Source organism: Erwinia typographi, from assembly GCF_000773975.1.
GTDB lineage: Bacteria > Pseudomonadota > Gammaproteobacteria > Enterobacterales > Enterobacteriaceae > Erwinia > Erwinia typographi.
In genome coordinates this window covers 17598-44573 of record NZ_JRUQ01000069.1, presented here as the reverse complement: position 1 = coordinate 44573, position 26976 = coordinate 17598, and the positions used below count along the sequence as shown (strand labels likewise).

Genomic DNA, 26976 nt, shown 5'->3' with positions numbered 1-26976 from the left:
GCCAACCAGCCAGGCATAAACTTTTGGAGTAAGACATGAGCAGCGATAAAATTGTTCACCTGACCGATGACAGCTTCGAATCCGACGTATTAAAAGCAGAAGGTTTGACGCTGGTCGACTTCTGGGCTGAGTGGTGTGGCCCTTGCAAGATGATCGCTCCGATCCTTGACGAAGTCGCGGAAGAGTATGACGGCAAGCTGACAATCGCAAAACTGAATATCGACGATAACCCAGGCACTGCGCCTAAGTATGGTATCCGCGGTATTCCTACTTTGCTGCTGTTCAAAAACGGCGAAGTAGCGGCGACGAAAGTCGGTGCCCTTTCTAAAGGCCAGCTCAAAGAGTTCCTGAACGCGAACCTCGGCTAACCGCCTGTCCGGCTGCCTGGCGTAGAGCGCAGTTTTTGTTCTTCGTCAGGCGTCCGGCATATTTTTAGCTTGCCGCTAGACGTTTGGCTTCCGGCGTGCTAAGTTGGTTTTACTGCACTAAGTACTTACCTGTAGTTTGATTCTTAGCTAGACTCCTTGTTGAGTGTTACATTCATCTTCTCCTTACGGGTGTTTAGTAATCTGACGGTTAGTATCACCAGAATTTTCGGCTTCTTGTCCTTACCGTCTCCTCGTCTCAGATTTGCGTTTTCCTGCACGTAATCATCGAGCGGATCCTGACAAGAGTGCCATTAACAGGCATGGATTTTTCGCCATACCACTTACGACAAACCTTTCGAGATTTACCCCGAGTTTAAGAACCCACCATTATGAATCTTACCGAATTAAAAAATACGCCGGTTTCTGACCTGATTACACTCGGCGAAAACATGGGACTGGAAAACCAGGCCCGTATGCGCAAACAGGACATCATTTTCTCTATCCTGAAGCAACACGCTAAAAGCGGCGAAGATATTTTCGGCGACGGCGTGCTGGAGATATTGCAGGATGGATTTGGATTCCTCCGTTCTGGAGACAGCTCCTACCTCGCCGGTCCTGATGATATCTACGTTTCCCCAAGCCAAATTCGCCGCTTCAACCTTCGCACTGGCGACACCATTTCCGGCAAGATCCGCCCGCCGAAAGAAGGTGAGCGTTATTTCGCCCTGCTGAAAGTTAACGAAGTTAACTACGACAAGCCAGAAAACGCCCGCAGCAAAATCCTGTTCGAAAACTTAACCCCTCTGCACGCAAACTCACGTCTGCGCATGGAACGAGGCAATGGCTCGACGGAAGATTTAACCGCGCGCGTACTGGATCTGGCTTCGCCAATTGGCCGCGGCCAGCGTGGCCTGATCGTCGCGCCGCCAAAAGCCGGTAAGACGATGCTGCTGCAAAACATTGCAACCAGCATTGCTTACAACCACCCGGACTGCGTGCTGATGGTGCTGCTGATTGACGAACGTCCGGAAGAAGTGACCGAGATGCAACGTCTGGTGAAAGGCGAAGTGATCGCCTCGACCTTTGATGAACCGGCGTCCCGCCACGTACAGGTTGCTGAAATGGTCATCGAAAAGGCCAAGCGCCTGGTCGAGCACAAGAAAGACGTGATCATCCTTCTGGACTCAATCACCCGTCTGGCTCGCGCCTACAACACCGTCGTACCGGCTTCCGGTAAAGTCCTGACCGGTGGTGTGGACGCTAACGCGCTGCACCGTCCAAAGCGTTTCTTCGGTGCTGCCCGTAACGTGGAAGAGGGCGGAAGCCTGACCATTATCGCCACCGCGCTGGTAGATACCGGCTCCAAGATGGACGAAGTGATCTACGAAGAGTTTAAGGGTACCGGCAACATGGAACTGCATCTGGCGCGTAAAATCGCTGAGAAGCGCGTGTTCCCGGCTATCGATTACAACCGTTCAGGCACGCGTAAAGAAGAGCTGCTTACCAGCTCTGAAGAACTGCAAAAAATGTGGATCCTGCGTAAAATCATCCATCCGATGGGTGAAATCGACGCAATGGAGTTCCTCATCAACAAGTTGGCGATGACCAAAACCAACGATGAGTTCTTCGATATGATGAAACGCTCGTAAAAAAATAAGAAAACTCGGGGAACGCCACGCTCAGACGTGGCGTTTTTCGTTTATGGGCTATACGATATTCAGCAACTGGAGAATTAAATCAAAGGTGCGGCGGGCAAAAAGGGAATTTAAGGCGATTTTTGCCGGTCAGGCACAACAGAAATCAGAATTAAACGGATGTTAATGGCACATAAAATGCTTATAACACTGCGAGATTCTTTGCAGAGAGCTGGTCAATGTGAATTTACTCAATATGAGTGCTGAGCTTGCTTTAATATTTGTCTTTTCGATGGTTTTCCTCTTTTTTGCCCGTAAAGCAGCTAAAAAGGTGGGCCTTGTTGATAAGCCCAACTACCGCAAACGTCACCAGGGCGTCATTCCTCTGGTGGGCGGTATCTCTGTTTTTGCCGGGATCTGCTTTGGCTTCACCATCACCAATTTCTATATTCCCCACGCCCGGCTTTACCTTTTCTGCGCCGGAATGCTGGTCCTTGTCGGCGCGCTGGACGACCGTTGGGATATCAGCGTTAAGATCCGGGCCGTGGTGCAGGCCGCTATCGCCGTGCTGATGATGAGCGTGGGCAAGCTCTATCTGCTGAGTCTGGGCTATATCTTTGGCCCCTGGGAGCTGATTGTCGGCCCCTTCGGTTATGTGCTGACCCTGTTCGCCGTCTGGGCGGCGATCAATGCTTTTAACATGGTTGATGGCATCGATGGGCTGCTGGGCGGCCTTTCCTGCGTCACCTTTCTGGCGATGGGCATCATCCTGTTACTGGATGGTCAGCAGAGCCTGGCGATGTGGTGCTTCATCATGATTGTCGCCATTGTGCCTTACATTCTGCTGAATCTGGGGATGTTTGGCCGCCGCTACAAAGTCTTTATGGGCGATGCAGGCAGTACGCTCATCGGGTTCACCATTATCTGGATACTGCTGGGGGCGACGCAGGGGCAATCTCACCCGATTACGCCGGTGACCGCGCTGTGGCTTATCGCTATTCCGCTGATGGATATGGTTGCTATTATGTACCGCCGCCTGAGTAAAGGGATGAGCCCTTTCTCCGCCGACCGTCAGCATATCCACCATCTGATTATGCGCGCCGGCTTTACCTCAAAACAGGCCTGCTTTTTGATTACGCTGGCTGCGGCGCTGCTTGCGGCGGTGGGCGTGCTGGGTGAATACCTGAGCTTTGTCCCCGATTGGGCAATGCTGCTGTTGTTCCTGCTCGCCTTTATGCTTTATGGCTACTGCATCAAGCGGGCCTGGCGCGTGGCCAGAATGATAAAACGCTTTAAAAGACGCTTACGCAATGCGCAGTAAAGCGCGGTTTAACCTCTGCAAGAATGAACTGATTACCCTGATAACAAGGAACATGACGTATGACGCATCCTGACGTTAACCATAACGAGCTGGATATTCGCGGACTTTGCTGCACGCTATGGCAGGGTAAAAAATGGATTTTTGGCGTAGCGCTGGTGCTTGTTCTGCTGGCCTGGGCCTATTCTTTGCTGGTGACACCTAAATGGAGCACCACGGCCGTTACCGACCGCCCAACCGTCAATATGCTTGGGAGCTTCTACTCTCAGCAGCAGTTTTTGAATAATCTGGATTCCCGCTCCGCTCCGTCCACGGTCACGCCGCCTTCCGTGATGGATGAGGCTTACCAGGAGTTTGTGATGCAGCTCTCTGCGTATGACACCCGTCGGGAGTTCTGGCTACAGTCGGACTATTACAAGCAGCGGCAGAGCGGAAGTGCTCGTGATGACGCCGTTCTGTTAGATGAAATGATCGCCAACATTCAATTTCAGCCCGCTGATGCGGCTAAAAATTTGAATGATTCTGTACGGCTGGTGGCCGAGACGGCGAAAGATGCCAATGAACTGCTGCGCCAGTATGTGGCTTTTGCCAGCCAGCGCGCGGCAACGCATCTCAATGAAGAGCTGACCGGCGCCTGGGCGGCGCGGACAACCCAGATGAGCGCGCAGGTAAAAAGGCAGGAAGCCGTGGCAAAAGCTATCTACGATCGGCAGGTCAACAGCGTTCAGCAGGCGTTGAAAATTGCCCGGCAGCAGGGTTTTGAGCAGGCTAAAACCGAGACGCCTTCCGAGCAGTTGCCGGACTCCGAACTGTTCTTGCTGGGCCGTCCGCTGCTCCAGGCGAGGTTGGAGAATCTTCAGGCCAGCGGGCCGAGCTTCGATCTGGACTATGATCAAAACAGGGCCATGCTCTCTACGCTAAACGTGGGACCAACGCTGGTTAATTCTTTCCAGACTTACCGCTATCTGCGTACGCCGGAGGAGCCGGTCAAACGCGACAGCCCCCGTCGCCTGTTTTTGATGATTATGTGGGGCGCTGTAGGTGCCTTAATGGGAGCAGGGATTGCGCTGGCACGCCGTCCGCGCTAATGCGCGGTCTCGGCCTGTCGTTATCAGACAGACGAACGAAAGAGAGTGACTGTGAAAGTATTAACAGTTTTTGGCACGCGCCCTGAAGCGATAAAAATGGCGCCGCTGGTTCGTGCGCTGACGCAGGATAGCGACATTGACGCTCGCCTGTGCGTGACCGCACAGCATCGTGAGATGTTGGATCAGGTGCTGCAACTGTTCGACATCGTGCCTGATTACGATCTGAACATCATGCGTCCGGGCCAGGGGTTGACGGAGATCACCAGCCGGATTCTGGAAGGGCTGAAGGCGGTATTTGCCGAGTTCAAGCCGGATGTCGTGCTGGTGCACGGAGATACCACCACCACGTTTGCCGCCAGCCTGGCGGCCTTTTACCACCGTATTCCGGTTGGTCACGTTGAGGCTGGTCTGCGCACGGGCGATCTTTATTCGCCGTGGCCGGAAGAGGCGAACCGTACCCTGACCGGTCATCTGGCGACCTGGCACTTTACGCCAACCGAGAATGCGCAACGGAATCTGCTGAAAGAAAACCTGCGCGGCGAGCGGATGTTTATCACGGGCAATACGGTGATTGACGCGCTGTTCTGGGTAAGAGATCGGGTGCTGGGCGACGAGGGCCTGCGCCAGAATTTGGCTTCCCGCTATCCGTTCCTCGATGCGGATAAAAAAATGATCCTGGTGACCGGGCATCGACGCGAGAGCTTCGGCGGCGGCTTTGAGCGCATTTGCAGCGCGCTGGCGGAGATCGCCCGTCTGCATCCTGATGCGCAAATTGTTTATCCCGTGCACCTCAACCCTAACGTTAGCGAGCCGGTGAATCGTATTCTGAGCGGCATCGGCAATATCTTCCTGATTGAACCTCAGGAGTACCTGCCGTTTATCTGGCTGATGGTGCGTTCCTGGCTGATCCTGACGGATTCAGGCGGCATTCAGGAAGAGGCTCCCTCGCTGGGTAAGCCGGTTCTGGTGATGCGTGATACTACCGAACGGCCAGAGGCCGTTGAGGCCGGAACGGTCAAACTGGTGGGCACGGATGTCGACAAAATTGTCAGTGAGACTACGTGTCTGCTGACCGATGAAGGCGCTTATCACTCCATGAGCCGTGCCCACAACCCCTATGGGGACGGCCTGGCCTGCCAACGTATTGTGCAGGCGCTAAAAAATAATCGGGTTACCTTATGACTTTCAATACCATTTCCGTTATCGGGCTGGGCTACATTGGCCTGCCAACCGCTGCCGCGTTTGCCTCAAAGCAAAAAAAGGTGATTGGCATCGATATCAATGCTCACGCCGTTGACACTATTAACCGGGGTGAGATCCATATCGTTGAGCCAGAACTCGACAGCGTGGTGAAAACCGCCGTAGAGCAGGGTTATCTGCGGGCGACAACCACCCCGGAAGAGGCCGATGCTTTTCTGATCGCGGTGCCAACGCCGTTCAAAGACGACCATCAGCCTGATCTCTCCTGGGTTAAAGCCGCGGCGGAGTCGATTGCCCCGGTGTTGAAAACGGGGGATTTAGTGATCCTCGAATCCACCTCGCCCGTCGGTGCTACGGAGCAAATGGCCGCGTGGCTGGCCGCCGCACGAGAAGACCTTCGTTTCCCGCAGCAGGCAGGTGAAACGGCCGATGTGCACATCGCCTACTGCCCGGAGCGGGTATTGCCAGGTAAGATCATGGTCGAGCTGTTCAAAAACGATCGGGTGATTGGCGGCATGACGCCAGCCTGCTCTCAGCGAGCCTGCGATCTGTATAACATCTTCCTTGAAGGCGAGTGCGTGGTGACCAACTCCCGTACTGCGGAGATGTGCAAGCTGACGGAAAACAGCTTCCGCGATGTCAATATTGCCTTTGCTAACGAGCTGTCGCTAATTTGTGCCGATCAGGGGATTAATGTCTGGCAGCTGATTAGCCTGGCGAACCGCCATCCGCGCGTGAATATTCTCCAGCCTGGGCCGGGCGTAGGCGGGCACTGCATTGCCGTCGATCCCTGGTTTATCGTGGCGCAAAACCCGGCGCAGTCACGCCTGATCCGCACCGCGCGGGAGGTGAATGACAGCAAACCGCTGTGGGTGCTTGAGCAGGTGAAAAAGGCGCTGGCTGACTGTCTGACCACCAATAATAAGCGGGCTGCTGAAGTGACTATTGCCTGTTTCGGTCTCGCTTTTAAGCCGGATATTGACGACCTGCGCGAAAGCCCGGCAATGCACGTAGCCGAAATGATTGCCGACTGGCATCCGGGAACTACGCTGGTCGTTGAGCCTAACATTCACCGCCTGCCTGAGAAACTGGCCGGTAAAGCGACGCTGGCCCGTCAGGAGATCGCCTTGCAGCAGGCCGACGTGCTGGTCATGCTGGTGGATCATGCGCAGTTCAGGACGATGGACGTCGCCGGGATCTGCACGCATCAGGTGGTGGATACCAAGGGAGTCTGGCAGTGAGGCGGGTACTGATTACCGGCGGCGCCGGTTTTATCGGCTCGGCGGTGGTAAGGCATATTATCGCCACGACTGACGATCGGGTAAGAGTGATCGATAAGCTGAGCTATGCGGGCAACCTGGCTTCGCTGGCTTCGGTGGCAGACAACCCGCGCTTTTCGTTCAGTAAAGTCGATATCTGTGATCGCAAGGCGGTGGATCGCGTAATGAGCGAATTTCGTCCGCAGCTGATCATGCACCTGGCGGCAGAAAGCCACGTTGACCGCTCCATTGATGGTCCCATTGCCTTTGTTGAGACCAATATTGTGGGAACCTATATGATGCTGGAGTCGGCGCGGCACTACTGGTCCTCACTTGCTGGGGAAGAAAAGGCGGCGTTCCGCTTTCATCACATCTCGACCGATGAAGTGTTCGGCGATCTGGAGAGTGACGATGACTTCTTTACGGAAACCACGCCGTATGCGCCCAGCAGCCCCTATTCGGCCACCAAAGCCAGCAGCGACCATTTAGTCCGCGCCTGGCAGCGAACTTACGGTCTGCCGACCATCGTCACGAACTGTTCCAATAATTACGGGCCTTATCACTTTCCGGAGAAGCTGATCCCGCTAATGATCATCAATGCGCTGGCGGGTAAACCGTTGCCGGTTTATGGCGATGGCGCACAAATCCGCGACTGGCTCTACGTCGACGATCATGCCGCTGCGCTTTATCAGGTGGTGACGGCCGGAAAGACGGGCGAAACCTATAATATCGGTGGGCACAACGAGCGCCGTAATCTTGAGGTGGTTGAAACGCTCTGCGATCTGCTGAACGAGCTGGCGCCGGAAAAACCTGTCGGCCTCACTGATTTCCGTGAGCTGATTACTTTTGTGGCTGATCGGCCAGGCCACGATCGCCGCTACGCGATTGACGCCAGTAAGATTGAGCGCGAGCTTGGCTGGCGTCCGCAGGAAACGTTTGAAACCGGTATGCGCAAGACGGTGGTCTGGTTTCTGGCTAATCAGCCGTGGTGGCAAAGCATTCTTGACGGCAGCTATCGGGCCGAACGTTTAGGGCTGTCGCTATGACCTATTGCGGTCAGAGGAGGAGCGGATGAAAGGTATCGTATTAGCTGGCGGATCGGGAACGCGTTTGCATCCGATCACCCGCGGCATCTCTAAACAACTGCTGCCTGTTTACGATAAGCCAATGATTTATTACCCCCTTTCCGTGCTGATGCTGGCGGGGATTCGCGATATTTTAATTATCACCACCCCTGAGGATAAGCCGCATTTTCAGCGTCTGCTGGGCGATGGCGGCGAGTTCGGCATTCAGCTGAGCTACGCCGAGCAGCCCAGCCCGGACGGTCTGGCTCAGGCGTTTATCATTGGCGAATCCTTCCTCAACGGCGAAGGCTGCTGCCTGGTTCTGGGGGATAATATCTACTTCGGTCAGGGATTCAGCCCTAAGCTCCGCCAGGTCGCTGCCCGCGCCGAAGGCGCTACGGTCTTTGCCTATCAGGTTATGGACCCCGAACGTTTTGGCGTCGTGGAGTTTGATGACGACTTCAATGCGCTGTCTATTGAGGAAAAACCCACTTCGCCAAAATCGCGCTGGGCAGTGACCGGACTTTATTTTTACGATCGTCAGGTCGTGGAATTTGCGAAGAAGGTCAGGCCCTCCGGGCGCGGAGAGCTGGAGATCACCAGCATCAACCAGATGTATCTGGAGCAGGGGAAACTCTCCGTTCAGCTACTCGGACGCGGCTTTGCCTGGCTGGATACCGGAACGCACGACAGCCTGATTGAAGCGAGCACCTTCGTACAGACGGTAGAGAAACGCCAGGGATTTAAGGTCGCCTGCCTGGAGGAGATTGGCTGGCGCAACGGCTGGCTGAGCGATGACGACGTCCGGCGCTCGGCGCAGGCGCTGGCAAAAACCGGCTACGGCCAATATCTGGTGGATCTTCTCCATGCCCGTCCGCGTCAGTATTAAACCGCTGGACTGGGAGAGCGCGTTCTTCCAGCGGCGCTGCGGCCTGATCGAACTCGATGGCGAGGTTCCGCTGAGTGATTCTCTGTTTGCGGGTTACGATATTGTGCAGGCGAAGGTACTTTCTCAGCAAACGGCAGAGCTGGATGCCCTGACTGAGCAAGGCTTCCGGCTGGTAGAAGGGGAGGCCGAGTTTGTCCTGGGTATTCCCTCCACCGGGCGACCGGAAGGTATTCGCATTGCGAGAAAGGAACATATCCCGGCGCTGAGAGACGCCGCCAGCGGCGCGTTTGCGCAAAGTCGCTTTCGTGCGCCCTGGTATCAGCCGGGCGACAGCGGCCGCTTCTATGCGCAGTGGATTGAAAACGCCGTGCTCGGCACCTTTGACCATCAGTGCCTGCTGGCCGTCGATGAACAGGGTAAAATGCAGGGGTTTATCTCGCTGCGCGAGCTGCCCGACGGCAGGGCGAGAATTGGGCTGCTGGCGACGCTGCCGGAAGCGCAGGGGCTGGGCGTGGGTCAGCGAATGATCGAGGCTGCCGCCGACTGGTGCCGGGCCCGCCGCCTTACGCGCCTGCACGTTGCCACGCAGTTGGGCAATTTACCGGCACTCCGACTTTATCACCGCTGCGGCGGCGTTATTGAACGCACCGCCTGGTGGCTTTACAGGTAACGCTATGATCCCGTTTAACGCCCCACCGATTGTGGGAACCGAGCTAGAATACATGCAGTCGGCGATGGGCAGCGGCAAGCTGTGCGGCGACGGCGGCTTTACCCGACGCTGCCAACAGTGGATGGAGCATAAATTCGGCAGCAAAAAAGTGTTGCTGACGCCATCCTGTACCGCTTCGCTGGAGATGGCGGCAATCCTCATCGATATCCAGCCTGGCGATGAAGTGATTATGCCGAGCTACACCTTTGTTTCAACGGCTAACGCTTTCGTCCTGCGCGGGGCCACCATTGTTTTTGTTGATATCCGGCCGGATACGCTGAACATCGATGAGACGCTGATCGAAGCCGCCATTACCGACAGGACCAAAGCTATTGTCCCGGTACATTACGCGGGCGTGTCCTGCGATATGGACGTCATCATGGCGCTGGCCGATAAGCACGGCCTGTTTGTGATTGAAGACGCGGCGCAGGGCGTGATGTCCAGCTGGAAAGGAAAAGCGTTGGGCACCCTGGGTCACATCGGCTGCTTCAGTTTCCACGAAACCAAAAACTACACCGCTGGGGGCGAAGGCGGAGCCACGCTGATCAACGATCCCAGGCTGATTGAGCGCGCCGAGATTGTCAGGGAAAAGGGCACCAACCGCAGCCAGTTTTTCCGCGGACAGGTGGATAAGTACACCTGGCGCGATATCGGCTCCAGCTATCTGATGGCCGATTTGCAAGCGGCGTACCTGTGGGCGCAGTTGGAGGCGGCCACCCGTATTAACCAGCAACGCCTGCGCCTGTGGCAGAACTACTATGCTGCGCTCCAGCCTGTTGCCGCGAGCGGCCGCATTACCCTGCCGTCGATACCGCCAGCCTGCCAGCACAATGCGCATATGTTCTATATCAAGCTGCGTGACGTAGACGACCGCACGGCGCTGATCGACTGGCTGAAAGAGGCGGAAATCCTGGCGGTATTCCACTACATTCCGCTGCACTCCTCGCCTGCGGGCCAGCGCTTCGGCCGATTCTCCGGCGAGGATCGCTATACGCAGTCTGAAAGCGAGCGGCTGTTGCGGCTGCCTCTGTTTTACAACCTCTCTGATAACAATCAGCAGACGGTGATCAACTCCCTGCTGAGCTTCTTTTCCTGATATGTCGCTGGCTAAAGCTTCGGTATGGACGGCAGCGTCCACGTTGGTCAAAATCGCGGCCGGGCTGCTGGTGGTTAAGATGCTGGCGGTGTCGTTTGGCCCTGCGGGCGTGGGGCAGGCCGGAAACTTCCGCCAGCTGATCACCGTGCTCGGCGTGCTGGCGGGGGCCGGTATTTTTAACGGCGTCACTAAGTATGTCGCCGAGTATCAGCAGAATCCAAAGCAGCTACAGGCTGTTACCGGTACCGCCTCGGCTATTGTGCTGGGCTTTTCCACCCTGCTGGCGATAGTGTTTATCCTGTTCGCCGGGCCAATCAGCGTCGGATTATTCGGTCACGCTGATTATCAGAATGTGCTGCGCATTGTCGCATTCCTACAGGCTGGCATTGCCTGGGCCAATCTGGCGCTGGCGGTGGTGAAAGGTTTCCGTGACGCCAAAGGTAACGCGCTGGCGATGATCCTGGGCAGCCTGACTGGCGTGGTGGCCTGGTTTGTCTGCTACTGGCTGGGCGGCTACAGCGGCGCGCTGGTCGGAATGGCGATGGTGCCAGCGCTGGTGGTTATCCCCGCCGTTGTGCTGCTGGCCAGGCGTGAACATCTGCCGATGCGCTTCCTTAAACCCCGTTGGGATAGCGATATCGCCCGTAATCTGAGTAAGTTCACGCTGATGGCGCTGATGACCTCGGTTACGCTGCCGGTGGCGTGGATTATGATGCGTAATCTGCTGGCAGAGCATAGCGGCTGGGAGCAGGTGGGGCTCTGGCAGGGCGTGACCAGCATTTCGGACGCCTATCTCCAGTTTATTACCGCTTCCTTTAGCGTTTATTTATTGCCAACGCTGTCGCGTCTGAGCAATAAAAAAGAGATCTCGCGTGAAATCTTTCGTTCGCTGGGCTTTGTTCTGCCTGCGGTCATGGTCGTCAGCCTGCTGGTCTGGCTGCTGCGTGATTTGGCGATCTGGCTGCTGTTTTCCAGCCAGTTCACCGCTATGCGCGATCTGTTTATCTGGCAGCTAACGGGCGACGTTTTTAAGGTCGGCTCCTACGTCTTTGGCTATCTGGTGATTGCGAAAGCCTCGCTGCGCTTTTATGCCCTGACCGAAGTCAGTCAGTTCATCCTGCTGACGCTGTTCGCTCGCTGGCTGATCCCCCTGCACGGCGCAGCCGGAGCCGCTCAGGCCTATATGGCAACCTATATGGTTTATTTTGCGCTCTGCGCTGGCACCTTTTATCTTTATCGAAGACAAGTATGACAACATTGATTCACGTTCTTGGCTCGGCCATTCCTCACCACAATCAGACCGTGCTGCGCTTCTTCAACGACGCGGTGGCCGAGGTCGTGCCGCGCGCTGAACCGCGCCAGTTTTGGGTGGTGGGCGAGCCCAGCGTCGCGCAGGACGTCGGCCGCCTGGCGGTGCGCTGGTTCGATGATAAGCGCGCCATTGCCAGGGCGGTGATTGCGCTGGCGCAATCCGACCGGCAGGCCCGCTTCTTCTTCCACGGGCAGTTTAATCCCGCTCTGTGGCTGGCGATCCTGTTTGGCAGGATCAAGACGGCACAGGTTTACTGGCACGTCTGGGGAGCCGACCTCTACGAGCAGGCTGGCGGCCTGAAATTCCGCCTGTTCTATATTCTGCGGCGGCTGGCGCAAAAAAGAGTGGGGCAGGTGTTTGCCACGCGAGGCGACATTACCCATTTTCACCGGAGCCATCCAGCCGTTCCTGCTGCTCTGCTCTATTTCCCTACGAGAATGGCGCAGGCTGAGCTGCCGCCCGCCGTACCGCATGATGGGATGACGCTGCTGGTGGGCAACTCAGGCGATGCCAGCAATCGCCATATCCAGGCGCTACACGAGATCCATCAGCAGTTCGGCGGCAACGTTAACGTCGTGCTACCGCTGGGCTACCCGGCTAATAATGACGCCTATATCGAACGCGTTCGCAAAGCCGGTCAGGCTCTGTTTGCCGCTGACAGGTTACATGTCCTCACCGAAAAGCTCGAATTTTCGGCTTATTTGCAGCTGATCTCTACATGCGATTTGGGGTATTTTATTTTTGAACGCCAGCAGGGGATCGGAACGCTTTGCCTGTTGATTCAGGCCAACGTGCCGTTTGTCGTCAACCGTAAAAATCCTTTCTGGCAGGATCTGACCGAGCAGCAGGTTCCCGTGCTGTTTGCTGGTGACGCGCTGACCCCGCAGATAGTGAGCGAAGCGAGGCGGCAAATGACGCTGCTGGATAAACCCTCAATTGCCTTTTTTGAGCCTGCGTATCTGGAAGGCTGGAGAGCGGCGCTGGCTCAGGCAGAAGGAGAAACGGCATGACGCTGACGCAATTCGCTGGGCTGCTGGCGGTCTGGCTGCTGTCGCTTGGTCTGATCCTGACGCTGACCTGGCGTGAGTTTCGCCGGGTAAGATTCAACTTCAACGTCTTCTTCTCGCTGCTCTTTTTGCTGACCTTCTACTTCGGCTTCCCGCTCACCGCTATGCTGGTGTTTGGCTTCAATGTCGAGGTTGTACCTGCTGACTATCTGCTACAGGCGCTGCTTTCAGCCAGCGGTTTTTATGCCATTTACTACGTCAGCTACAAGACCCGTCTGCGCGCCGCATCTACCGCGAGCGCCAGACAGACGTTCAGCATTAACCGGGTTGAGGCTCACCTGACCTGCGGCATCCTCGTGGCGATCGCGCTGGGAACCGTGCTGGTGTTCTTCCTGCATAACGGTTTTCTGCTGTTAAAATTGCACAGCTACAGCCAGATTTTCTCTGCTGACGTCTCCGGCGTGGCGCTGAAGCGCTTTTTCTACTTCTTTATCCCCGCCATGCTGGTGGTCTATTTTCTGAAGCCCGGCTTGCGCAACTGGCTCTTTTTCCTCGCGGCCACCGTGGCGTTCGGCCTGCTGACCTACGTTATTGTCGGCGGCACGAGGGCCAATATCATCATCGCCTTCGCGCTGTTTTTGTTTATCGGTATTATTCGCGGCTGGATAACCCTGTGGATGCTGGCCCTGGCGGGCGTGGTCGGCGTGGTCGGCATGTTCTGGCTGGCGCTTCGCCGCTATAACCTGGACGTCAGCGGATCGGAGGCGTTCTATACCTTCCTCTATCTCACCAGGGACACCTTCTCCCCGTGGGAGAATCTGGGGCTGCTGCTACAAAACTACGACAAAATAGATTTTCAGGGGCTGGCGCCCATCGTGCGCGATTTTTACGTGTTTATCCCGAGCTGGCTGTGGCCCGATCGCCCGTCAATGGTACTGAACACCGGTAACTACTTTACCTGGAATGTGCTGGGTAATCATTCGGGTCTGGCTATCTCACCCACGCTGATTGGCTCTCTGCTGGTGATGGGCGGCGTCTGGTTTATTCCGCTGGGTGCGGTAGCGGTAGGGATGATTATCAAATGGTTCGACTGGCTTTATCAGAAAGGCCAGCAGGAGACCAATCGCTACAAGGCGGCGATCTTACAAAGCTTCTGCTTTGGCGCGGTGTTTAATATGATTGTGCTCGCGCGTGATGGGGTTGATTCGTTCGTTTCGCGCGTAGTGTTCTTCTGCGTGATTTATGCCGCCGCCGTGGTCGTTGCCAAGCTGCTTTTCTGGCTGTTTGACAGCGCAGGGTTGATTCGGCCACGAAAAGAATCGCTGGTGGTTAATAACTGATTTTTATCGGGTCTGCGGGCTCGATTTGCTGCACTTTACCTTAAGGAAATGATTGTGGATGCTGCACCGCAATACCAGATCCGTGGCTTCACGCTGCTGGGCTTTCGCGATATGGCTGCCTTTCTCGACTACCTCTATCAGGGGAGCGCTTTGAGGACCGGCACGCTGGTGGCTATTAATGCGGAGAAGGTGCTGACCGCAGAGAGCCAGCCGGAGATCCGTCAACTGATAGATGAGGCGGAATTTAAGTACGCCGACGGCATCAGCATTGTGCGCTCTGTCCGCAAAAAATATCCGCAGGCAGATCTTGCGCGCATCGCCGGGGCCGATCTTTGGGAAGGGCTGATGGAGCGAGCCGGACGTGAAGGGACGCCCGTTTTCCTGATTGGCGGCAGACCCAGCGTGCTGTCACAAACGGAAGAGAAGCTTCGCCGCCAGTGGAACGTAAACATCGTCGGATCTCAGGATGGCTATTTTGCCCCGGCGGATCGCGAGGCGTTGTTTGCACGCATTGCGGCGAGCGGGGCAAAGATTGTTACGGTAGCCATGGGCTCTCCCCGCCAGGAGATCCTGATGCGAGACTGCAAGGCGGTCTGGCCTCAGGCCCTCTATATGGGCGTAGGGGGAACCTATGACGTATTTACTGGGCACGTAAGGCGTGCCCCCAGGATCTGGCAGAAAATGGGGCTGGAGTGGCTTTACCGGCTTATTTCGCAGCCCTCGCGCCTGCGCCGCCAGCTCAGGCTGCTGAAATACCTGCACTATCACCTGCGCGGCGATCTCTAATTTTGCGCTTTGGCCGCGGGTAGCTGCCGGGAAAGCAAGCCTTTACTGCGTTAATCCGGGTGAAAACGTTCGTCGTTTAGACAGAACGCACAAAGCGTAATCAAACGCGATGTTTAGTGATAAAAAGCACTGGACAGGATCGGCTCAAGTACGTAGTATGCCCATCCGCAACGGCGCTACGCGCCCGTAGCTCAGCTGGATAGAGCGCTGCCCTCCGGAGGCAGAGGTCTCAGGTTCGAATCCTGTCGGGCGCACCATTTATTTGCGCGCAGGAGTTGCGGCGGTAGAGATACCGCGTTAGTAAAGAGTACAGCAGTAGATGTGGTGGCTATAGCTCAGTTGGTAGAGCCCTGGATTGTGATTCCAGTTGTCGTGGGTTCGAGTCCCATTAGCCACCCCAGATTTTGTCATGTATGCGAAGGTGGCGGAATTGGTAGACGCGCTAGCTTCAGGTGTTAGTGTTCTTACGGACGTGAGGGTTCAAGTCCCTCTCTTCGCACCATACAAAATCAATAATTGAGTGATGCAGTGTTCGGCGAGTAGCGCAGCTTGGTAGCGCAACTGGTTTGGGACCAGTGGGTCGGAGGTTCGAATCCTCTCTCGCCGACCAATTTCAAAAACTTGCTGAGGCAGGTTTTGTTGCTTAAGGTCTGAGGATCTGAGCAGTAGCAGTAAATCAGTACCGGCAGTATTCGGCGAGTAGCGCAGCTTGGTAGCGCAACTGGTTTGGGACCAGTGGGTCGGAGGTTCGAATCCTCTCTCGCCGACCAATTTAGAAAACCCCGCTCAGGCGGGGTTTTTTGCATTCTACTCCCCATCTTTTCCCTCTCTGATTTTGCGTTTTACGGCAGTTACTTCCCCAATCTGATGTGATGCTGCGCGTTATCCCGGCTGATTCACCATTTTTTGCGCTTTGTCTCCGTTCAGAGACGTATAACGCATTGTTATTTCGGGTGTTTACTGAACTTGATTTTCACTGTCGTTAATCAGCGACGTCTCCAGCGGCTTTTGTCGCTAAAGGGCTACGCAGCGGAAAGGCGAAGTGAACGGCGTTTTTTGTCAAAATTATATATATCAATGTGTTATTGAGTTTTTACTGCTTTTTATAAGAGTTGGCACGCGGCCTGCAATACTCCACAGGTAGATGCTCATTCCAACCCCTTATGTTTGCGTAAGCTTCATAAACCCGGGAATGATGCAGAGCCCTTTACGATACCTGTTGTCCACCCGCCAGTATCGCTGCGGCCTTACTGGAGTCCAGGGACATTACGTTGAGTCAGGTATCAGCCAAATTGTCTTACCGACCTGATCTTTTACACCTGCCGGACCGGCAGGTGTTTTTTTTGGCTGATGGTCAGGCTACCTGGGCGCAAACCGTGCGCCGGTGCCGGGGGCCGGCAATAAAAAAACCGGGCGCAAGGCCCGGTTTCGTTTTATGAGGTGAAGCCGATTTACGGCGCGTTCTTCAGGGTCAGCAGCAATCCATCACGTCGCATCTGAGCGGCCTCTTCCGGTTTGTTCTGACGATCCAACGTATCGGCCAGCCAGGCGTAGTCAAACGCATCAGGACGCTGTCTCAGCGCCTCTCTGAACGCTTCGGCAGCCTGCTCCCACTCGCCGTGCTTCATTAGCAGCTGTCCCAGCGTACTGTGTAGCAGCGGCGTAGCGCCATGCTGCTTAATTTGCTGACGCAGCGCCTTCTCAAGCTGCTCCGGATTGCCGGTCTTAAGGCGCGGCATCAGTAGGATCAGACGCTCATCGTAGGCACGCTTCAGGCCATCCAGCACGATTTCCTGTGCCGTATCGTGATCGTCACAGACAATCAGATGGTCCGCCATGGCGACCTGAAGAGCCGTTTCATGACGCGTTTTGCGGCTCTGGTCCTGCCACCAACGTTTTAATCCCTCGCTGCCCTGGTCTGCCATGGCCTGGTTCATCAACCCCAGCCAGGCTTCCTGCTGAAGCGCCAGGCGATGCGTGGCATCGGAGACCTGGGATTTCTCCATGGCAGGCAGGATGTCCAGCAAAGCGCTCCAGGCACTGGTGCGGATGTAGGCCTGTTCTGCCAGCCGCAGCACTTCAGGATGGCGAGGAGCTACTTCCAGCAGACGATCCACGCCGTGCCGTGCCGCGTGATCTTCATTGCGCGCCAGCTGAATGCGCACGCGGGTGATTTCGACCGGTAGCTGGTCAGAACCAGCCAGTTCGGCTGCGCGTTCAAGATGCTGGTTAGCGCGAATCTCGTCACCGCGCTGCTGGGCAGCTTCCGCGGCCAGCAAATAGTTCACTACCGGTTGTTCAGCGTGATCGGCATTACGCGAGAGCAGTTTCTCAACCTGGCGATAATCCCCTTCGGCGAGCTTAACCAGCGCCGCATTGGTCTGTTTGCGGGCGCGGCTGCGCTTGCGGCCGGTGAACCAGCCGCGCGTTCTGACGCCGGTGCGCAGCAGGCGACGCAGCAGCCATTCCACGGCCAGAATCACGATCAGCGACAGCAGCAGAATAATCGTCAGGCCGGTCACGCTGGTTTCAATATTCCAGTTATCGGTCTGGATCAGGACGTAACCCTGGTGGCCTGCAAGCAGAGGGCCAAGCACCACGCCAGCAATCAGCAAAAGGAACAGAATCAGGACTTTAAGCATGCTTATTCTCCCTGCTGCTGTTGCCCGGCACTGGGCTGAGCCAGCAGGTTGCGCACGCGCGTTTGCATCAGCTTATCAAGCAGCGGCTGGCTCTGTAGCGAGTCCGGCACGTCCATCGACACGCTTTGCTGGCTCAGATCGTCAAGCTGACTGAGGAACGCTTTGGTCGCCGGATCGTTGGCATCAAACCACGCCCGTACCCAGCTGGAAACGGTGTCGATAGACTGTTTGTAAATGGGGTCCTGATGGCGAGGCACTGCCTGAGCGGCAATCAGCAGGCGTGAACGGATGTTTTCACGCAGATAAACATCCTGATTAGGCGCCAGCAGCGGTTCCGCGGTGGTATCACGGCGGCGGATGGTAATGAAATCATCCATAAAATTATGCCAGCTTTTCACCAGATTCTGCCGCCACTCGCGCAGCGAAGAGGAGAGCTCGCTGCTGTCTTCGTCCATCGGGTTGCCATCGCTGTCGTTATCCGCAATGCGCAGGTTATCAACGCCGTTGGAAAGCTGATTCAGCTTGAGAATAATACCGTCATAGTCCACCTGGCTGACGGCCGACAGGCTGCTGATATCCTGAGTAAGGGCGCGGCGGACTTCGATCAGGCTGGGGTCATTCATATCGGCCAGGCTCTGATCGGCGCTTTTCAGTAGGGCGGCGGCGGTGGTGACATCCTGATCGCTCCATAATTTGCGACCGGCCAGCTTCACCAGGTAGTCTGCCTGAGCCAGCAGCCAGGTATGGGCATCGTTGCCAGAAATGGTAGCGACTTTTTCTTTCAGCTCGTCAAGCTGCTGGCTCATGGCCGTTTGCTGCTGGCGCGCGGTGTCTAACGCGCGGGTTTGCGTTTCCAACTGCTGAACCAGCGTCTGCTTGTCGCTGTTGGCCTGCTGCTGCAGGTCGGAAAGTTGATTTGCCAGCGTCTGGTTAGCCGCGGCCTGCTGTTGAGCCTGGTGTTTACCATTTATATAAAGTCCAACGCCTGTCGCCAGCGCGATCGCTATAGCCAGAACGCCCAACGCGGTGCCAGTATTCCTCGGCTTGTGGCGGGGTTTTTGTTCTGCTGTAGTGGTCTCAACCGCTGGGGTGGTTTCTTCAACCATGGCGGAGGAATCTTTTTGTTCCGTCATTGTGGCACATCCCATATTTAAGTTTAGCGTAACGCGCGCAGCAACGCGTCGTTATCGGCACCATCGGCTACCGTGATGTTGCGCCATCCCAGTTCCCTGGCGCGGGTAGCCAAACGTTCACTGACGACAATCAGTCGGCAGTGCAGAAGCCATTCCTCACGATCGATCTCGGGGAATAGCGAATAAAGCTGTTGCAGCATTTCACCGCTGGTCACCACCAGCGTATCAATCTGCCGATCTCGCCAGCGGCGACCTTCAACCGAACCCTGATAGATTTTTGCACAGCGTTGATAGCACTCAGCAAACTGTACAGAAGCGCCGCGAGCTTGCAAGGTTTCCGCAAGCAGCTCGCGCCCGCCGTTGCCTCTGAGGATCAGCGCCCGCTTGCCGGCAATCTGCTGGAGCGCGGGTAATCGTATCAGTACGTCACTGGTTTCACGCTCGTGAGGCCAGACAACGTCAAGCCCGCTGGCGGCGTGAAGCGCGAGCGCCGTTGTCCGGCCAATAGCATAATAGTTCAAGCTGGCGGGCCAGGTGGAATTTGCTCGCATCATCGCTGGCTGCGCGTAATGAATCGCATGTTGGGACAGGATAAAAACCAGGTCATCGGGGCGTAGCGTGGCCAGTTGGGCGGGCAGGCTGTCGAGATCGATACCCGGCGTAAATTCAATCAGCGGCATTGACCAGGCAACCCGTCCCTGCAGGCGTAAACGACTGACCAGCTCTTCGGCAGCCGGTGCCGGACGGGTTACCAGGATACTCATTCAGGCGGATTCCCCTGATAAACTTCCGCCAGAATTTCACGAGCGCCGTTATTCAGCAGCTCTTCTGCCAGAGAGATCCCCATTTTTTCGGCATCGGTCCTTGGCCCACGACGCTCGCCCCGAATCAGCTCTTTGCCGTCCGGCGATCCGACCAGGCCGCGTAGCCACAGTTCGTCACCCTGAAGCAGCGCAAAACTGCCGATCGGTACCTGACAGCCGCCATCAAGGCGGGTGTTCATTGCCCGTTCAGCCTTCACGCGCACGGCCGTATCTTCATCATTAAGGGCCGAGAGCAGCGCAATAGTCTGGCTATCATCCAGGCGGCACTCAATGCCGACCGCCCCCTGTCCAACCGCAGGCAGAGACTCTTCCGCAGGCATGGCATAGCGAACGCGGTCGCTCAGCCCCAGACGCTTAAGTCCAGCTACCGCCAGGATAATGGCGTCATACTCTCCGGCATCCAGTTTACTCAGGCGGGTGCCGACGTTGCCACGGAGGGAACGTATCACCAAATCGGGACGACGAGCGCTTAACTGGCACTGACGGCGCAGGCTCGAAGTGCCTACTACGGCCCCCTGAGGCAGAGCGTCAACCGAGTCGTATTGATTAGAAACAAAGGCATCCAGCGGATCGTCACGCTCGCAGATGGTGACCAGTCCCAATCCTTCAGGGAACGTCACCGGCACGTCTTTCATCGAATGAACGGCAATATCCGCACGATCGGAGAGCATCGCCAGCTCCAGCTCTTTGACGAACAAACCTTTGCCGCCGACCTTCGCCAGCGGCGTATCCAGGATCACGTCTCCCCTGGTCACCATCGGCACCAGATCGACGCGAAGCCCCGGATGGCAAGCCATCAGACGCTGTTGAACATAATGTGCCTGCCAGAGCGCAAGCGGGCTTTGCCTGGTAGCAATTCTTAAAATTTTGTCTAACATGCTTCATACCGTTTTGATCGTTCACTGATTATCCTATCATTGATACGGGAATGCTGTCAGTTTCCACTGAGCTAAACGGCAGGGAGAAGGCGGATTCAGGGATCTTTGAATAGGGCGATCGTAAAACGTGCTAAACTGTTGTGTAGCGCAACTTTCTTTACGGTCAATCTGCCAGGTGTTAGATTGATCACGTTTCCAGCAATAATTCGCACGACTATTTTTAAATCAAGCGGCGAGTTTCGGGAACAGGGTTTTTTTTCAGCACTGGGATAATCAGGCGAGACGTCTTGTACCTCTACATAGAGACACTGAAACAGAGACTGGATGCCATTAACCAGCTGCGCGTAGATCGCGCTCTGGCTGCTATGGGGCCTTCGTTCCAACAGGTCTACAGTCTGCTGCCAACCTTATTACATTATCATCATCCGCTGATGCCGGGTTACCTTGAGGGTAACGTTCCACATGGCATCAGCTTTTACACGTCTGATGAAAACCAAACGAACTATCTCAATGATTTAGAAAGGAAATCTGGATCTGTTGCCGCTATTCCGCCCCAGGGCGAGCTGCCAATTACCGGCGTCTATTCGATGGGCAGCACCTCTTCCGTCGGGCAAAACCTTACTTCTGACCTTGATATCTGGGTCTGCCATCAGTCCTGGCTGGATAACGAAGAGCGCCTGAGCCTGCAAAAAAAATGCACCCTGCTGCAAAAATGGTGTGCCTCGATGGGCGTCGAGGTCAGCTTCTTCCTGATCGATGAAAACCGCTTCCGCCACAATGAAAGCGGCAGCCTTGGCGGGGAAGACTGCGGCTCCACGCAGCACATTTTGCTGCTGGATGAGTTTTACCGGACGGCGGTTCGCCTGGCTGGCAAGCGCATTCTGTGGAATATGGTGCCGGGTGAAGAAGAAGAGCATTACGACGACTACGTCATGTCGCTGTATCAAAAGGGTGTATTAACCCCGAACGAATGGCTGGATCTGGGCGGCCTTGATACGCTTTCCGCCGAGGAGTATTTCGGCGCCAGCCTGTGGCAGCTCTATAAAAGTATCGACTCTCCCTATAAAGCGGTGCTGAAAACCCTGCTGCTGGAAGCCTACTCCTGGGAATACCCCAGTACCCAGCTGTTGGCGATGGACATCAAGCAGCGCCTGCACGACGGCGAAATCGTCTGCTACGGCCTCGATCCCTACTGTATGATGCTGGAAAGGGTGACCCACTATCTGACCAGCATTGACGATCATGCCAGGCTGGACCTGGTACGCCGATGTTTCTATTTGAAAGTTTGCGAAAAGCTGTCGGTAGATAACGGTAAGTCCGGCTGGCGTCGTGAAATTCTTCATCAGCTGGTGACGGACTGGGGTTGGGATGCCGAGCGGATTGCGATTTTAGATAGCCGCGCCGACTGGAAAATTGAGCGCGTGCGTGAGGCGCACAATGAACTGCTGGATGCGATGATGCAGAGTTATCGCAACCTGATCCGCTTCGCCCGTCGCAACAATTTAAGCGTCAGCGCCAGTCCGCAGGATATCGGCGTTCTGACCCGCAAACTGTATGCCGCTTTTGAAGCGCTGCCGGGGAAGGTCACGCTGGTCAACCCGCAGATTTCGCCCGATCTCTCCGAATCCCATTTGACCTTTATCCATGTGCCTCATGGCCGCGCGAACCGCGCCGGCTGGTATCTCTATAATCAGTCGCCGGATATGCAGTCGATCATCAGCCATCAGCCGCTGGAATATAACCGCTATCTGAACAAGCTGGTGGCCTGGGCCTGGTTTAACGGCCTGTTGACCAGCAAAACGCGGCTGCACATTAAAGGTAATGAAATCTGCGATCTGGCAAGGCTACAGGAGCTGGTTGCGGACGTTTCGCATCACTTCCCGCTGCGCGTACCGTCGCCAACGCCAAAAGCGCTCTACAGCCCGTGTGAAATTCGCCATCTGGCGATTATCGTCAATCTGGAATATGACCCAACGGCGGCCTTCCGTAATCAGGTGGTGCATTTTGACTTCCGTAAGCTGGACGTCTTCAGCTTCGGCCAGCAGCAACAGTGTCTGATCGGCAGCATCGACCTGCTGTATCGCAATTCGTGGAACGAAGTGCGAACGCTGCATTTCAACGGCGAGCAGGCGATGATTGAAGGGTTAAAAACCATCCTGGGCAAAATGCATCAGGATGCCGCGCCGCCGGATTCCGTTGAGGTGTTCTGCTACAGCCAGCATCTGCGTGGGCTGATCCGCACCCGCGTCCAGCAACTGGTGTCAGAATGTATTGAGCTGCGCCTTTCCAGCACGCGTCAGGAGCCGGGGCGCTTTAAAGCAGTACGCGTTGCGGGCCAGACTTGGGGGCTGTTCTTTGAGCGGCTGAGCGTGTCGGTGCAGAAGCTGGAGAATGCCGTCGAGTTTTACGGAGCGATTTCCAACAACAAATTACACGGCCTGTCGATCAAGGTTGAAACCGATCAGACGCGCCTGCCAGCCGTGGTCAACGGCTATGCCAGCGAAGGGATCATTCAGTTCTTCTTTGAAGATACGAAAGACGATCGCGGCTTTAATATTTATATTCTGGATGAGACCAACCGGGTAGAAATTTATCACCACTGTGAAGGCAGCAAAGAAGAGCTGGTGCGTGACGTTAGCCGCTTCTACTCCTCCTCGCATGACCGCTTCACCTACGGTTCCAGCTTTATCAACTTCAATCTGCCGCAGTTCTATCAGATTGTGAACGTTGACGGGCGCTTCCAGGTTATCCCTTTCCGCAGCCAGACGCTGGCTCAGCTGTGCGCCACCGTTTCGGATAACGATGCTGGCGGTGACTACGCCCAACGCTATCAAATGCATTGATGCGGCAGCGGAGAGCTTTCCGCCGCTGGCTACGACATGAGATCAGCTTTTCCTGTTGCTTTTAGTCCTTCACCTGCGATGATAGGCAACCAACAGGCATCAATAACGAGCAGAACAAGCATGAACAAAATGATTTGCCGGATGGCGCTGGTGCTGGCTGTGGCCAGCCTGGCCGGTTGCGGACTGAAAGGACCTCTGTATTTCCCGCCGCAGGAGAAGCCAAAGCAGCAAACCACGCCGGCTACTGATAGCCGCTCCGGGAAGACTACGGAGACTGGCTCTGACACTACGCCAGCTCAGAATGACACGCAGAGCGGGACGAGCACCACCGAACCGGACGCGCAATCGGCTCAGTAAACTATGACGCACTCGTTGGAGCCAAAAATGCAGTTCTCCAAAATGCACGGTCTGGGCAATGACTTTATGGTGGTCGATGCCGTGACGCAAAACGTCTATTTTTCTCCAGAGCTGATCCGGCGTCTGGCGGATCGTCATCTGGGGGTCGGCTTCGATCAACTGCTGATCGTGGAACCTCCGTACGATCCCGATCTCGACTTCCACTATCGCATCTTTAATGCCGATGGGAGTGAAGTGGCTCAGTGCGGCAACGGCGCGCGCTGCTTTGCCCGCTTTGTGCGGCTCAAAGGTCTGACTAATAAAAGTGAGATTCGTGTCAGTACGCAGACTGGCCGTATGGTGCTCAGCGTGACGCAGGATGAACTGGTGTGCGTCAACATGGGCGAACCCAATTTTGAGCCTCAGCAGGTGCCATTCCGCGCCAACAAGGCCGAGAATCTGTACCTGATGCGGGTTGCTGAACAGACGATAATGTGCGGCGTGGTTTCGATGGGCAATCCGCACTGCGTGTTACAGGTCGAGAGCGTAAAAACCGCGCTGGTTGAAAGCCTGGGCCCGGTGCTGGAAAGCCACGACCGCTTTCCCGAGCGCGTTAATGTCGGTTTTATGGAAGTGGTCAGCCGCGAACACATCCGCCTGCGCGTCTACGAGCGCGGCGCGGGCGAAACCCAGGCCTGCGGAAGCGGCGCCTGTGCGGCGGTTGCCGTAGGGATCCAGCAGGCGCTGCTGGCGGAAAAAGTACGCGTCGATCTGCCTGGCGGCAGCTTAAACATTGCCTGGAAAGGTCCGGGGCATCCGCTGTATATGACCGGCCCAGCCACTCACGTTTATGACGGGTTTATTCATTTATGAAAAATGTCGGGGAACAACAGGCGACCAGCGATCTGCTGCTGGACGATCGAGCAGTCAGCGAGTTCCTGCTGCAAAATCCAGACTTCTTTATCCGCAATGCCCGCCAGGTTGAGCAGATGCTGGTGCCGCATCCGGTTCGCGGAACAGTCTCTCTGGTGGAGTGGCAGCTGGCGCGTCAGCGCAACCATATCACCCAGTTGGAAGAAGAAATCACCCTGCTGATGGAGCAGGCCAGCGCCAATCAGCAGCTGTTTGACCGTCTGCTTTCCCTGCAGGCGCGTCTGGCCAGCGCCGACAGCCTGCATGATATGCTGAATCGCCTGCACCGCTGGGCGAGAGATCTGGGGCTGGCCGGGGCCAACGTCCGCCTGTTCAGTGAAAAATGGCGCGTTGGCGCGCCATCGGACTTCACCCAGCTGGCGCTTTCCCGCCACGCGTTCGAATCCATTCGTATTCAGCGGCTGGGCAAACAGCAGCACTATCTCGGGAACCTCAACGGCCCTGAACTGCTGCTGCTGCTGCCTCAGGCTAAAGCGATTGGCTCGGTAGCGATGTCGCTGATGGGCGAACAGGGCGAGCTCGGCGTGCTGATCTTCAGCAGTCGTGACAGCCAGCACTACCAGTCAGGCATGGGAACCGTGCTTTTGCAGCACCTGTCGCAGATGCTGCCTGAACTGCTGACGCGCTGGGTCGAACGCGCATGAGCAGCGACTCGCCTCTACAGCCTGCCGTAGAGAGCTTCCTGCGCTATCTGAAAGTCGAGCGTCAGCTCAGTCCGCTGACCCAGACTAACTATCAACGCCAGCTTACCGCCTGCATCGCTTTACTGACCGAGATGAAGCTTGAGGCCTGGGATAAGCTGGATGCAGCCCAGGTGCGTTCGCTGGCGGCCCGCAGCCGTCGTGGCGGCCTGAAACCGGCCAGCCTGGCGCTGCGCCTTTCTGCGCTGCGTAGCTTTCTCGACTGGCAAATCAGCCAGGGCGCGTTGAAAGCGAATCCGGCAAAAGGGGTGGCGACGCCGCGCGCTCCTCGTCATCTGCCAAAAAATATTGATGTGGATGAAGTTAGCCGCCTGCTGGATATCGATCTGAACGACCCGCTGGCGGTGCGCGACCGTGCGATGCTGGAAGTGATGTACGGCGCGGGGCTGCGCCTTTCCGAGCTGGTGGGGATTGATATCGGACATCTGGATTTAGCCTCTGGCGAAGTCTGGGTGACGGGAAAGGGCAGCAAAGAACGTCGCCTGCCGGTGGGGCGTACGGCCGTGCAGTGGCTGGAGCACTGGCTGGAAATGCGTGAGTTTTTCGCGCCGGAAGATCAGGCGGTGTTTCTCTCTAAGTACGGTAAGCGCATGTCAGCCCGCAATGTACAGAAGCGTTTTGCCGAGTGGGGGATAAAGCAGGGCGTTTCGAGCCATATTCATCCGCACAAGCTGCGCCACTCTTTTGCCACGCATATGCTCGAATCGAGTGGCGACCTCCGGGCCGTACAGGAGCTGCTGGGCCATGCCAACCTCAGCACCACCCAGATTTATACCCATCTTGACTTCCAACACCTGGCGTCGGTTTACGATGCTGCCCATCCCCGTGCCAAACGAGGAAAATCCTGATGCACTTTTACCGTCCGCTGCGGCCCGTCGCGGCGATGACCTTTGATTTAGACGATACGCTGTATGACAACTCTCCGGTCATTCGTCGCACCACTGAAGAGTCCCACGCTTTCCTCCAGTCTTATCACCCGGCGTTAAGCCAGTTCAGCGTGGCGCACTACCAGCAGCTGCGCGACAGCCTGCGGGAGCAGGAGCCGGAGATCTACCATGATGTCAGTGAATGGCGTCGCCGTGCGGTAGAGCTGGCGATGCTGAACGTCGGCCTGACCACAGAGGAGGCCGATAAGGGATCGCGCGCGGTGATGACGAACTTTGCCCACTGGCGTAGTCAGATTGACATCCCTGAAGAGACGCACCGGACGCTGGCCGCGCTGGCCGAACGTATTCCGCTGGTGGCGATCACCAACGGCAACGCCGAGCCGCACCTGTTTGGCCTGGATAAGTATTTCAAATTTATCCTGCGCGCCGGACCGGATGGCCGCGCTAAGCCTTATCACGATATGTATCACGCGGCGGCAGAGAAGCTCAACCTGCCGCTGGAAAGCATTCTGCATGTGGGTGATGATTTGACCACCGACGTGGCTGGCTCTGTGAGCTGCGGTATGCAGGCCTGCTGGATCAACCTGCATAATGGCAACCTGATGCACATCAGCGACTCCCGCCTGCTTCCCACTCTTGAAATTTCGCAGTTGGCATCGCTGACTGCGCTGATATAATAGACTGGTTAAATATCCAGTGGGGCGCCCGGCGCTCCCCTTTTGCTGACGG

General features: G+C 56.2%; 24 protein-coding genes and 5 tRNA genes. 25 read left to right on the top strand and 4 right to left on the bottom strand.

From position 1 onward, the window contains the following. Positions 1 to 35 precede the first annotated feature (35 nt). The 19 genes from trxA to NG99_RS22685 all read left to right on the top strand — a co-directional run bounded on the left by trxA (position 36) and on the right by NG99_RS22685 (position 15840). Complete coding sequence (gene trxA, locus NG99_RS22775) at positions 36 to 368, top strand: thioredoxin TrxA (RefSeq protein ID WP_034898144.1); 333 nt, start codon at positions 36 to 38, stop codon at positions 366 to 368. A gap of 389 nt (positions 369 to 757) precedes the next feature. Beyond that, the gene (gene rho / locus NG99_RS22770; protein ID WP_034898141.1) at positions 758 to 2017 is read left to right on the top strand and encodes a transcription termination factor Rho; all 1260 of its coding nucleotides are present in this window, start codon (positions 758 to 760) and stop codon (positions 2015 to 2017) included. 226 nt (positions 2018 to 2243) lie between these two features. Beyond that, complete coding sequence (gene wecA, locus NG99_RS22765; protein WP_034898140.1) at positions 2244 to 3323, top strand: UDP-N-acetylglucosamine--undecaprenyl-phosphate N-acetylglucosaminephosphotransferase; 1080 nt, start codon at positions 2244 to 2246, stop codon at positions 3321 to 3323. Between the two features lie 59 nt (positions 3324 to 3382). After that, positions 3383 to 4408 (top strand): ECA polysaccharide chain length modulation protein, encoded by a 1026-nt coding sequence (gene wzzE, locus NG99_RS22760; protein WP_034898138.1) that lies wholly within the window; start codon positions 3383 to 3385, stop codon positions 4406 to 4408. A gap of 51 nt (positions 4409 to 4459) precedes the next feature. Then, positions 4460 to 5590 (top strand): non-hydrolyzing UDP-N-acetylglucosamine 2-epimerase, encoded by a 1131-nt coding sequence (wecB, locus tag NG99_RS22755; protein ID WP_034898137.1) that lies wholly within the window; start codon positions 4460 to 4462, stop codon positions 5588 to 5590. Next, positions 5587 to 6849, top strand: a complete 1263-nt coding sequence (gene wecC, locus NG99_RS22750; protein WP_034898135.1) for a UDP-N-acetyl-D-mannosamine dehydrogenase — start codon at positions 5587 to 5589, stop codon at positions 6847 to 6849. Before wecB ends, wecC begins: the two co-directional genes overlap by 4 nt. Beyond that, on the top strand, positions 6846 to 7913 hold the full coding sequence (rfbB, locus tag NG99_RS22745) for a dTDP-glucose 4,6-dehydratase (RefSeq protein ID WP_034898134.1): 1068 nt from the start codon (positions 6846 to 6848) through the stop codon (positions 7911 to 7913). Before wecC ends, rfbB begins: the two co-directional genes overlap by 4 nt. A 25-nt stretch (positions 7914 to 7938) precedes the next feature. After that, entirely contained in the window at positions 7939 to 8820 is an 882-nt protein-coding gene (rfbA, locus tag NG99_RS22740; protein ID WP_034898132.1) for a glucose-1-phosphate thymidylyltransferase RfbA, read from the top strand. Beyond that, a complete protein-coding gene (gene rffC, locus NG99_RS22735; protein WP_034898130.1) occupies positions 8798 to 9490 on the top strand; it encodes a dTDP-4-amino-4,6-dideoxy-D-galactose acyltransferase in 693 nt (230 codons plus the stop codon). Before rfbA ends, rffC begins: the two co-directional genes overlap by 23 nt. A 4-nt stretch (positions 9491 to 9494) precedes the next feature. Then, positions 9495 to 10625 (top strand): dTDP-4-amino-4,6-dideoxygalactose transaminase, encoded by a 1131-nt coding sequence (rffA, locus tag NG99_RS22730; RefSeq protein WP_034898128.1) that lies wholly within the window; start codon positions 9495 to 9497, stop codon positions 10623 to 10625. Between the two features lies 1 nt (position 10626). Further along, a complete protein-coding gene (gene wzxE, locus NG99_RS22725; RefSeq protein ID WP_034898127.1) occupies positions 10627 to 11877 on the top strand; it encodes a lipid III flippase WzxE in 1251 nt (416 codons plus the stop codon). Further along, entirely contained in the window at positions 11874 to 12947 is a 1074-nt protein-coding gene (locus NG99_RS22720; RefSeq protein WP_034898125.1) for a TDP-N-acetylfucosamine:lipid II N-acetylfucosaminyltransferase, read from the top strand. Before wzxE ends, NG99_RS22720 begins: the two co-directional genes overlap by 4 nt. Then, positions 12944 to 14284 (top strand): ECA oligosaccharide polymerase, encoded by a 1341-nt coding sequence (gene wzyE / locus NG99_RS22715; protein WP_034898123.1) that lies wholly within the window; start codon positions 12944 to 12946, stop codon positions 14282 to 14284. Before NG99_RS22720 ends, wzyE begins: the two co-directional genes overlap by 4 nt. Before the next feature lie 48 nt (positions 14285 to 14332). Further along, positions 14333 to 15070 carry a lipopolysaccharide N-acetylmannosaminouronosyltransferase gene (wecG, locus tag NG99_RS22710; protein WP_034898121.1) on the top strand — a complete coding sequence of 246 codons (738 nt, stop codon included), beginning with the start codon at positions 14333 to 14335 and terminating at the stop codon, positions 15068 to 15070. Between the two features lie 180 nt (positions 15071 to 15250). Further along, a tRNA-Arg gene (locus NG99_RS22705) sits at positions 15251 to 15327 on the top strand. A gap of 67 nt (positions 15328 to 15394) precedes the next feature. Next, positions 15395 to 15470, top strand: a tRNA-His gene (locus NG99_RS22700). Positions 15471 to 15485: 15 nt separating this feature from the next. Next, positions 15486 to 15572: transfer RNA gene (locus tag NG99_RS22695), tRNA-Leu, on the top strand. A 31-nt stretch (positions 15573 to 15603) separates the two neighbouring features. Next, positions 15604 to 15680 (top strand) — tRNA-Pro (locus tag NG99_RS22690). Between the two features lie 83 nt (positions 15681 to 15763). Beyond that, positions 15764 to 15840, top strand: a tRNA-Pro gene (locus NG99_RS22685). Between the two features lie 681 nt (positions 15841 to 16521). Here the strand turns inward: NG99_RS22685 and hemY are convergent. Genes hemY through hemC form a run of 4 tightly spaced genes read right to left on the bottom strand, consistent with a single transcriptional unit; the run spans position 16522 to position 20547 of the window. Next, positions 16522 to 17712 carry a protoheme IX biogenesis protein HemY gene (gene hemY, locus NG99_RS22680; protein WP_034898120.1) on the bottom strand — a complete coding sequence of 397 codons (1191 nt, stop codon included), beginning with the start codon at positions 17710 to 17712 and terminating at the stop codon, positions 16522 to 16524. Between the two features lie 2 nt (positions 17713 to 17714). After that, positions 17715 to 18845, bottom strand: a complete 1131-nt coding sequence (hemX, locus tag NG99_RS22675) for a uroporphyrinogen-III C-methyltransferase (RefSeq protein WP_034898119.1) — start codon at positions 18843 to 18845, stop codon at positions 17715 to 17717. Positions 18846 to 18868: 23 nt separating this feature from the next. Continuing rightward, a complete protein-coding gene (gene hemD, locus NG99_RS22670; RefSeq protein WP_034898117.1) occupies positions 18869 to 19609 on the bottom strand; it encodes a uroporphyrinogen-III synthase in 741 nt (246 codons plus the stop codon). Next, entirely contained in the window at positions 19606 to 20547 is a 942-nt protein-coding gene (hemC, locus tag NG99_RS22665) for a hydroxymethylbilane synthase (protein ID WP_034898115.1), read from the bottom strand. The genes hemD and hemC overlap by 4 nt, the downstream gene beginning before the upstream one ends. Before the next feature lie 287 nt (positions 20548 to 20834). Here hemC and NG99_RS22660 point away from each other — a divergent pair, with 287 nt between their 5' ends. From NG99_RS22660 to yigB, 6 genes are all read left to right on the top strand, one after another. Next, the gene (locus NG99_RS22660) at positions 20835 to 23390 is read left to right on the top strand and encodes a class I adenylate cyclase (protein WP_034898113.1); all 2556 of its coding nucleotides are present in this window, start codon (positions 20835 to 20837) and stop codon (positions 23388 to 23390) included. 120 nt (positions 23391 to 23510) lie between these two features. Beyond that, positions 23511 to 23747: an LPS translocon maturation chaperone LptM gene (gene lptM, locus NG99_RS22655; protein ID WP_034898110.1), complete on the top strand. Its 237-nt coding sequence runs from the start codon at positions 23511 to 23513 to the stop codon at positions 23745 to 23747. Between the two features lie 27 nt (positions 23748 to 23774). Continuing rightward, positions 23775 to 24599, top strand: coding sequence for a diaminopimelate epimerase (dapF, locus tag NG99_RS22650; RefSeq protein ID WP_034898108.1), 825 nt, complete (start codon positions 23775 to 23777; stop codon positions 24597 to 24599). After that, positions 24596 to 25303 (top strand): DUF484 domain-containing protein, encoded by a 708-nt coding sequence (locus tag NG99_RS22645; RefSeq protein ID WP_034898106.1) that lies wholly within the window; start codon positions 24596 to 24598, stop codon positions 25301 to 25303. The genes dapF and NG99_RS22645 overlap by 4 nt, the downstream gene beginning before the upstream one ends. Continuing rightward, complete coding sequence (gene xerC / locus NG99_RS22640) at positions 25300 to 26208, top strand: tyrosine recombinase XerC (RefSeq protein WP_034898105.1); 909 nt, start codon at positions 25300 to 25302, stop codon at positions 26206 to 26208. Before NG99_RS22645 ends, xerC begins: the two co-directional genes overlap by 4 nt. Further along, positions 26208 to 26924: a 5-amino-6-(5-phospho-D-ribitylamino)uracil phosphatase YigB gene (yigB, locus tag NG99_RS22635; protein ID WP_034898103.1), complete on the top strand. Its 717-nt coding sequence runs from the start codon at positions 26208 to 26210 to the stop codon at positions 26922 to 26924. The genes xerC and yigB overlap by 1 nt, the downstream gene beginning before the upstream one ends. Positions 26925 to 26976 lie beyond the last annotated feature (52 nt).

Coding starts and splice junctions, on each gene's coding strand:
- yigB (WP_034898103.1), top strand. CDS start 26,208: ATGCACTTTTACCGTCCGCTGCGGCCCGTCGCGGCGATGACCTTTGAT.
- rffA (WP_034898128.1), top strand. CDS start 9,495: ATGATCCCGTTTAACGCCCCACCGATTGTGGGAACCGAGCTAGAATAC.
- wecG (WP_034898121.1), top strand. CDS start 14,333: ATGATTGTGGATGCTGCACCGCAATACCAGATCCGTGGCTTCACGCTG.
- rffC (WP_034898130.1), top strand. CDS start 8,798: ATGCCCGTCCGCGTCAGTATTAAACCGCTGGACTGGGAGAGCGCGTTC.
- hemC (WP_034898115.1), bottom strand. CDS start 20,547: ATGTTAGACAAAATTTTAAGAATTGCTACCAGGCAAAGCCCGCTTGCG.
- hemY (WP_034898120.1), bottom strand. CDS start 17,712: ATGCTTAAAGTCCTGATTCTGTTCCTTTTGCTGATTGCTGGCGTGGTG.
- NG99_RS22720 (WP_034898125.1), top strand. CDS start 11,874: ATGACAACATTGATTCACGTTCTTGGCTCGGCCATTCCTCACCACAAT.
- NG99_RS22645 (WP_034898106.1), top strand. CDS start 24,596: ATGAAAAATGTCGGGGAACAACAGGCGACCAGCGATCTGCTGCTGGAC.
- rho (WP_034898141.1), top strand. CDS start 758: ATGAATCTTACCGAATTAAAAAATACGCCGGTTTCTGACCTGATTACA.
- hemD (WP_034898117.1), bottom strand. CDS start 19,609: ATGAGTATCCTGGTAACCCGTCCGGCACCGGCTGCCGAAGAGCTGGTC.
- trxA (WP_034898144.1), top strand. CDS start 36: ATGAGCAGCGATAAAATTGTTCACCTGACCGATGACAGCTTCGAATCC.
- lptM (WP_034898110.1), top strand. CDS start 23,511: ATGAACAAAATGATTTGCCGGATGGCGCTGGTGCTGGCTGTGGCCAGC.
- wecC (WP_034898135.1), top strand. CDS start 5,587: ATGACTTTCAATACCATTTCCGTTATCGGGCTGGGCTACATTGGCCTG.
- rfbA (WP_034898132.1), top strand. CDS start 7,939: ATGAAAGGTATCGTATTAGCTGGCGGATCGGGAACGCGTTTGCATCCG.
- wzyE (WP_034898123.1), top strand. CDS start 12,944: ATGACGCTGACGCAATTCGCTGGGCTGCTGGCGGTCTGGCTGCTGTCG.
- xerC (WP_034898105.1), top strand. CDS start 25,300: ATGAGCAGCGACTCGCCTCTACAGCCTGCCGTAGAGAGCTTCCTGCGC.
- wzzE (WP_034898138.1), top strand. CDS start 3,383: ATGACGCATCCTGACGTTAACCATAACGAGCTGGATATTCGCGGACTT.
- dapF (WP_034898108.1), top strand. CDS start 23,775: ATGCAGTTCTCCAAAATGCACGGTCTGGGCAATGACTTTATGGTGGTC.
- wzxE (WP_034898127.1), top strand. CDS start 10,627: ATGTCGCTGGCTAAAGCTTCGGTATGGACGGCAGCGTCCACGTTGGTC.
- hemX (WP_034898119.1), bottom strand. CDS start 18,845: ATGACGGAACAAAAAGATTCCTCCGCCATGGTTGAAGAAACCACCCCA.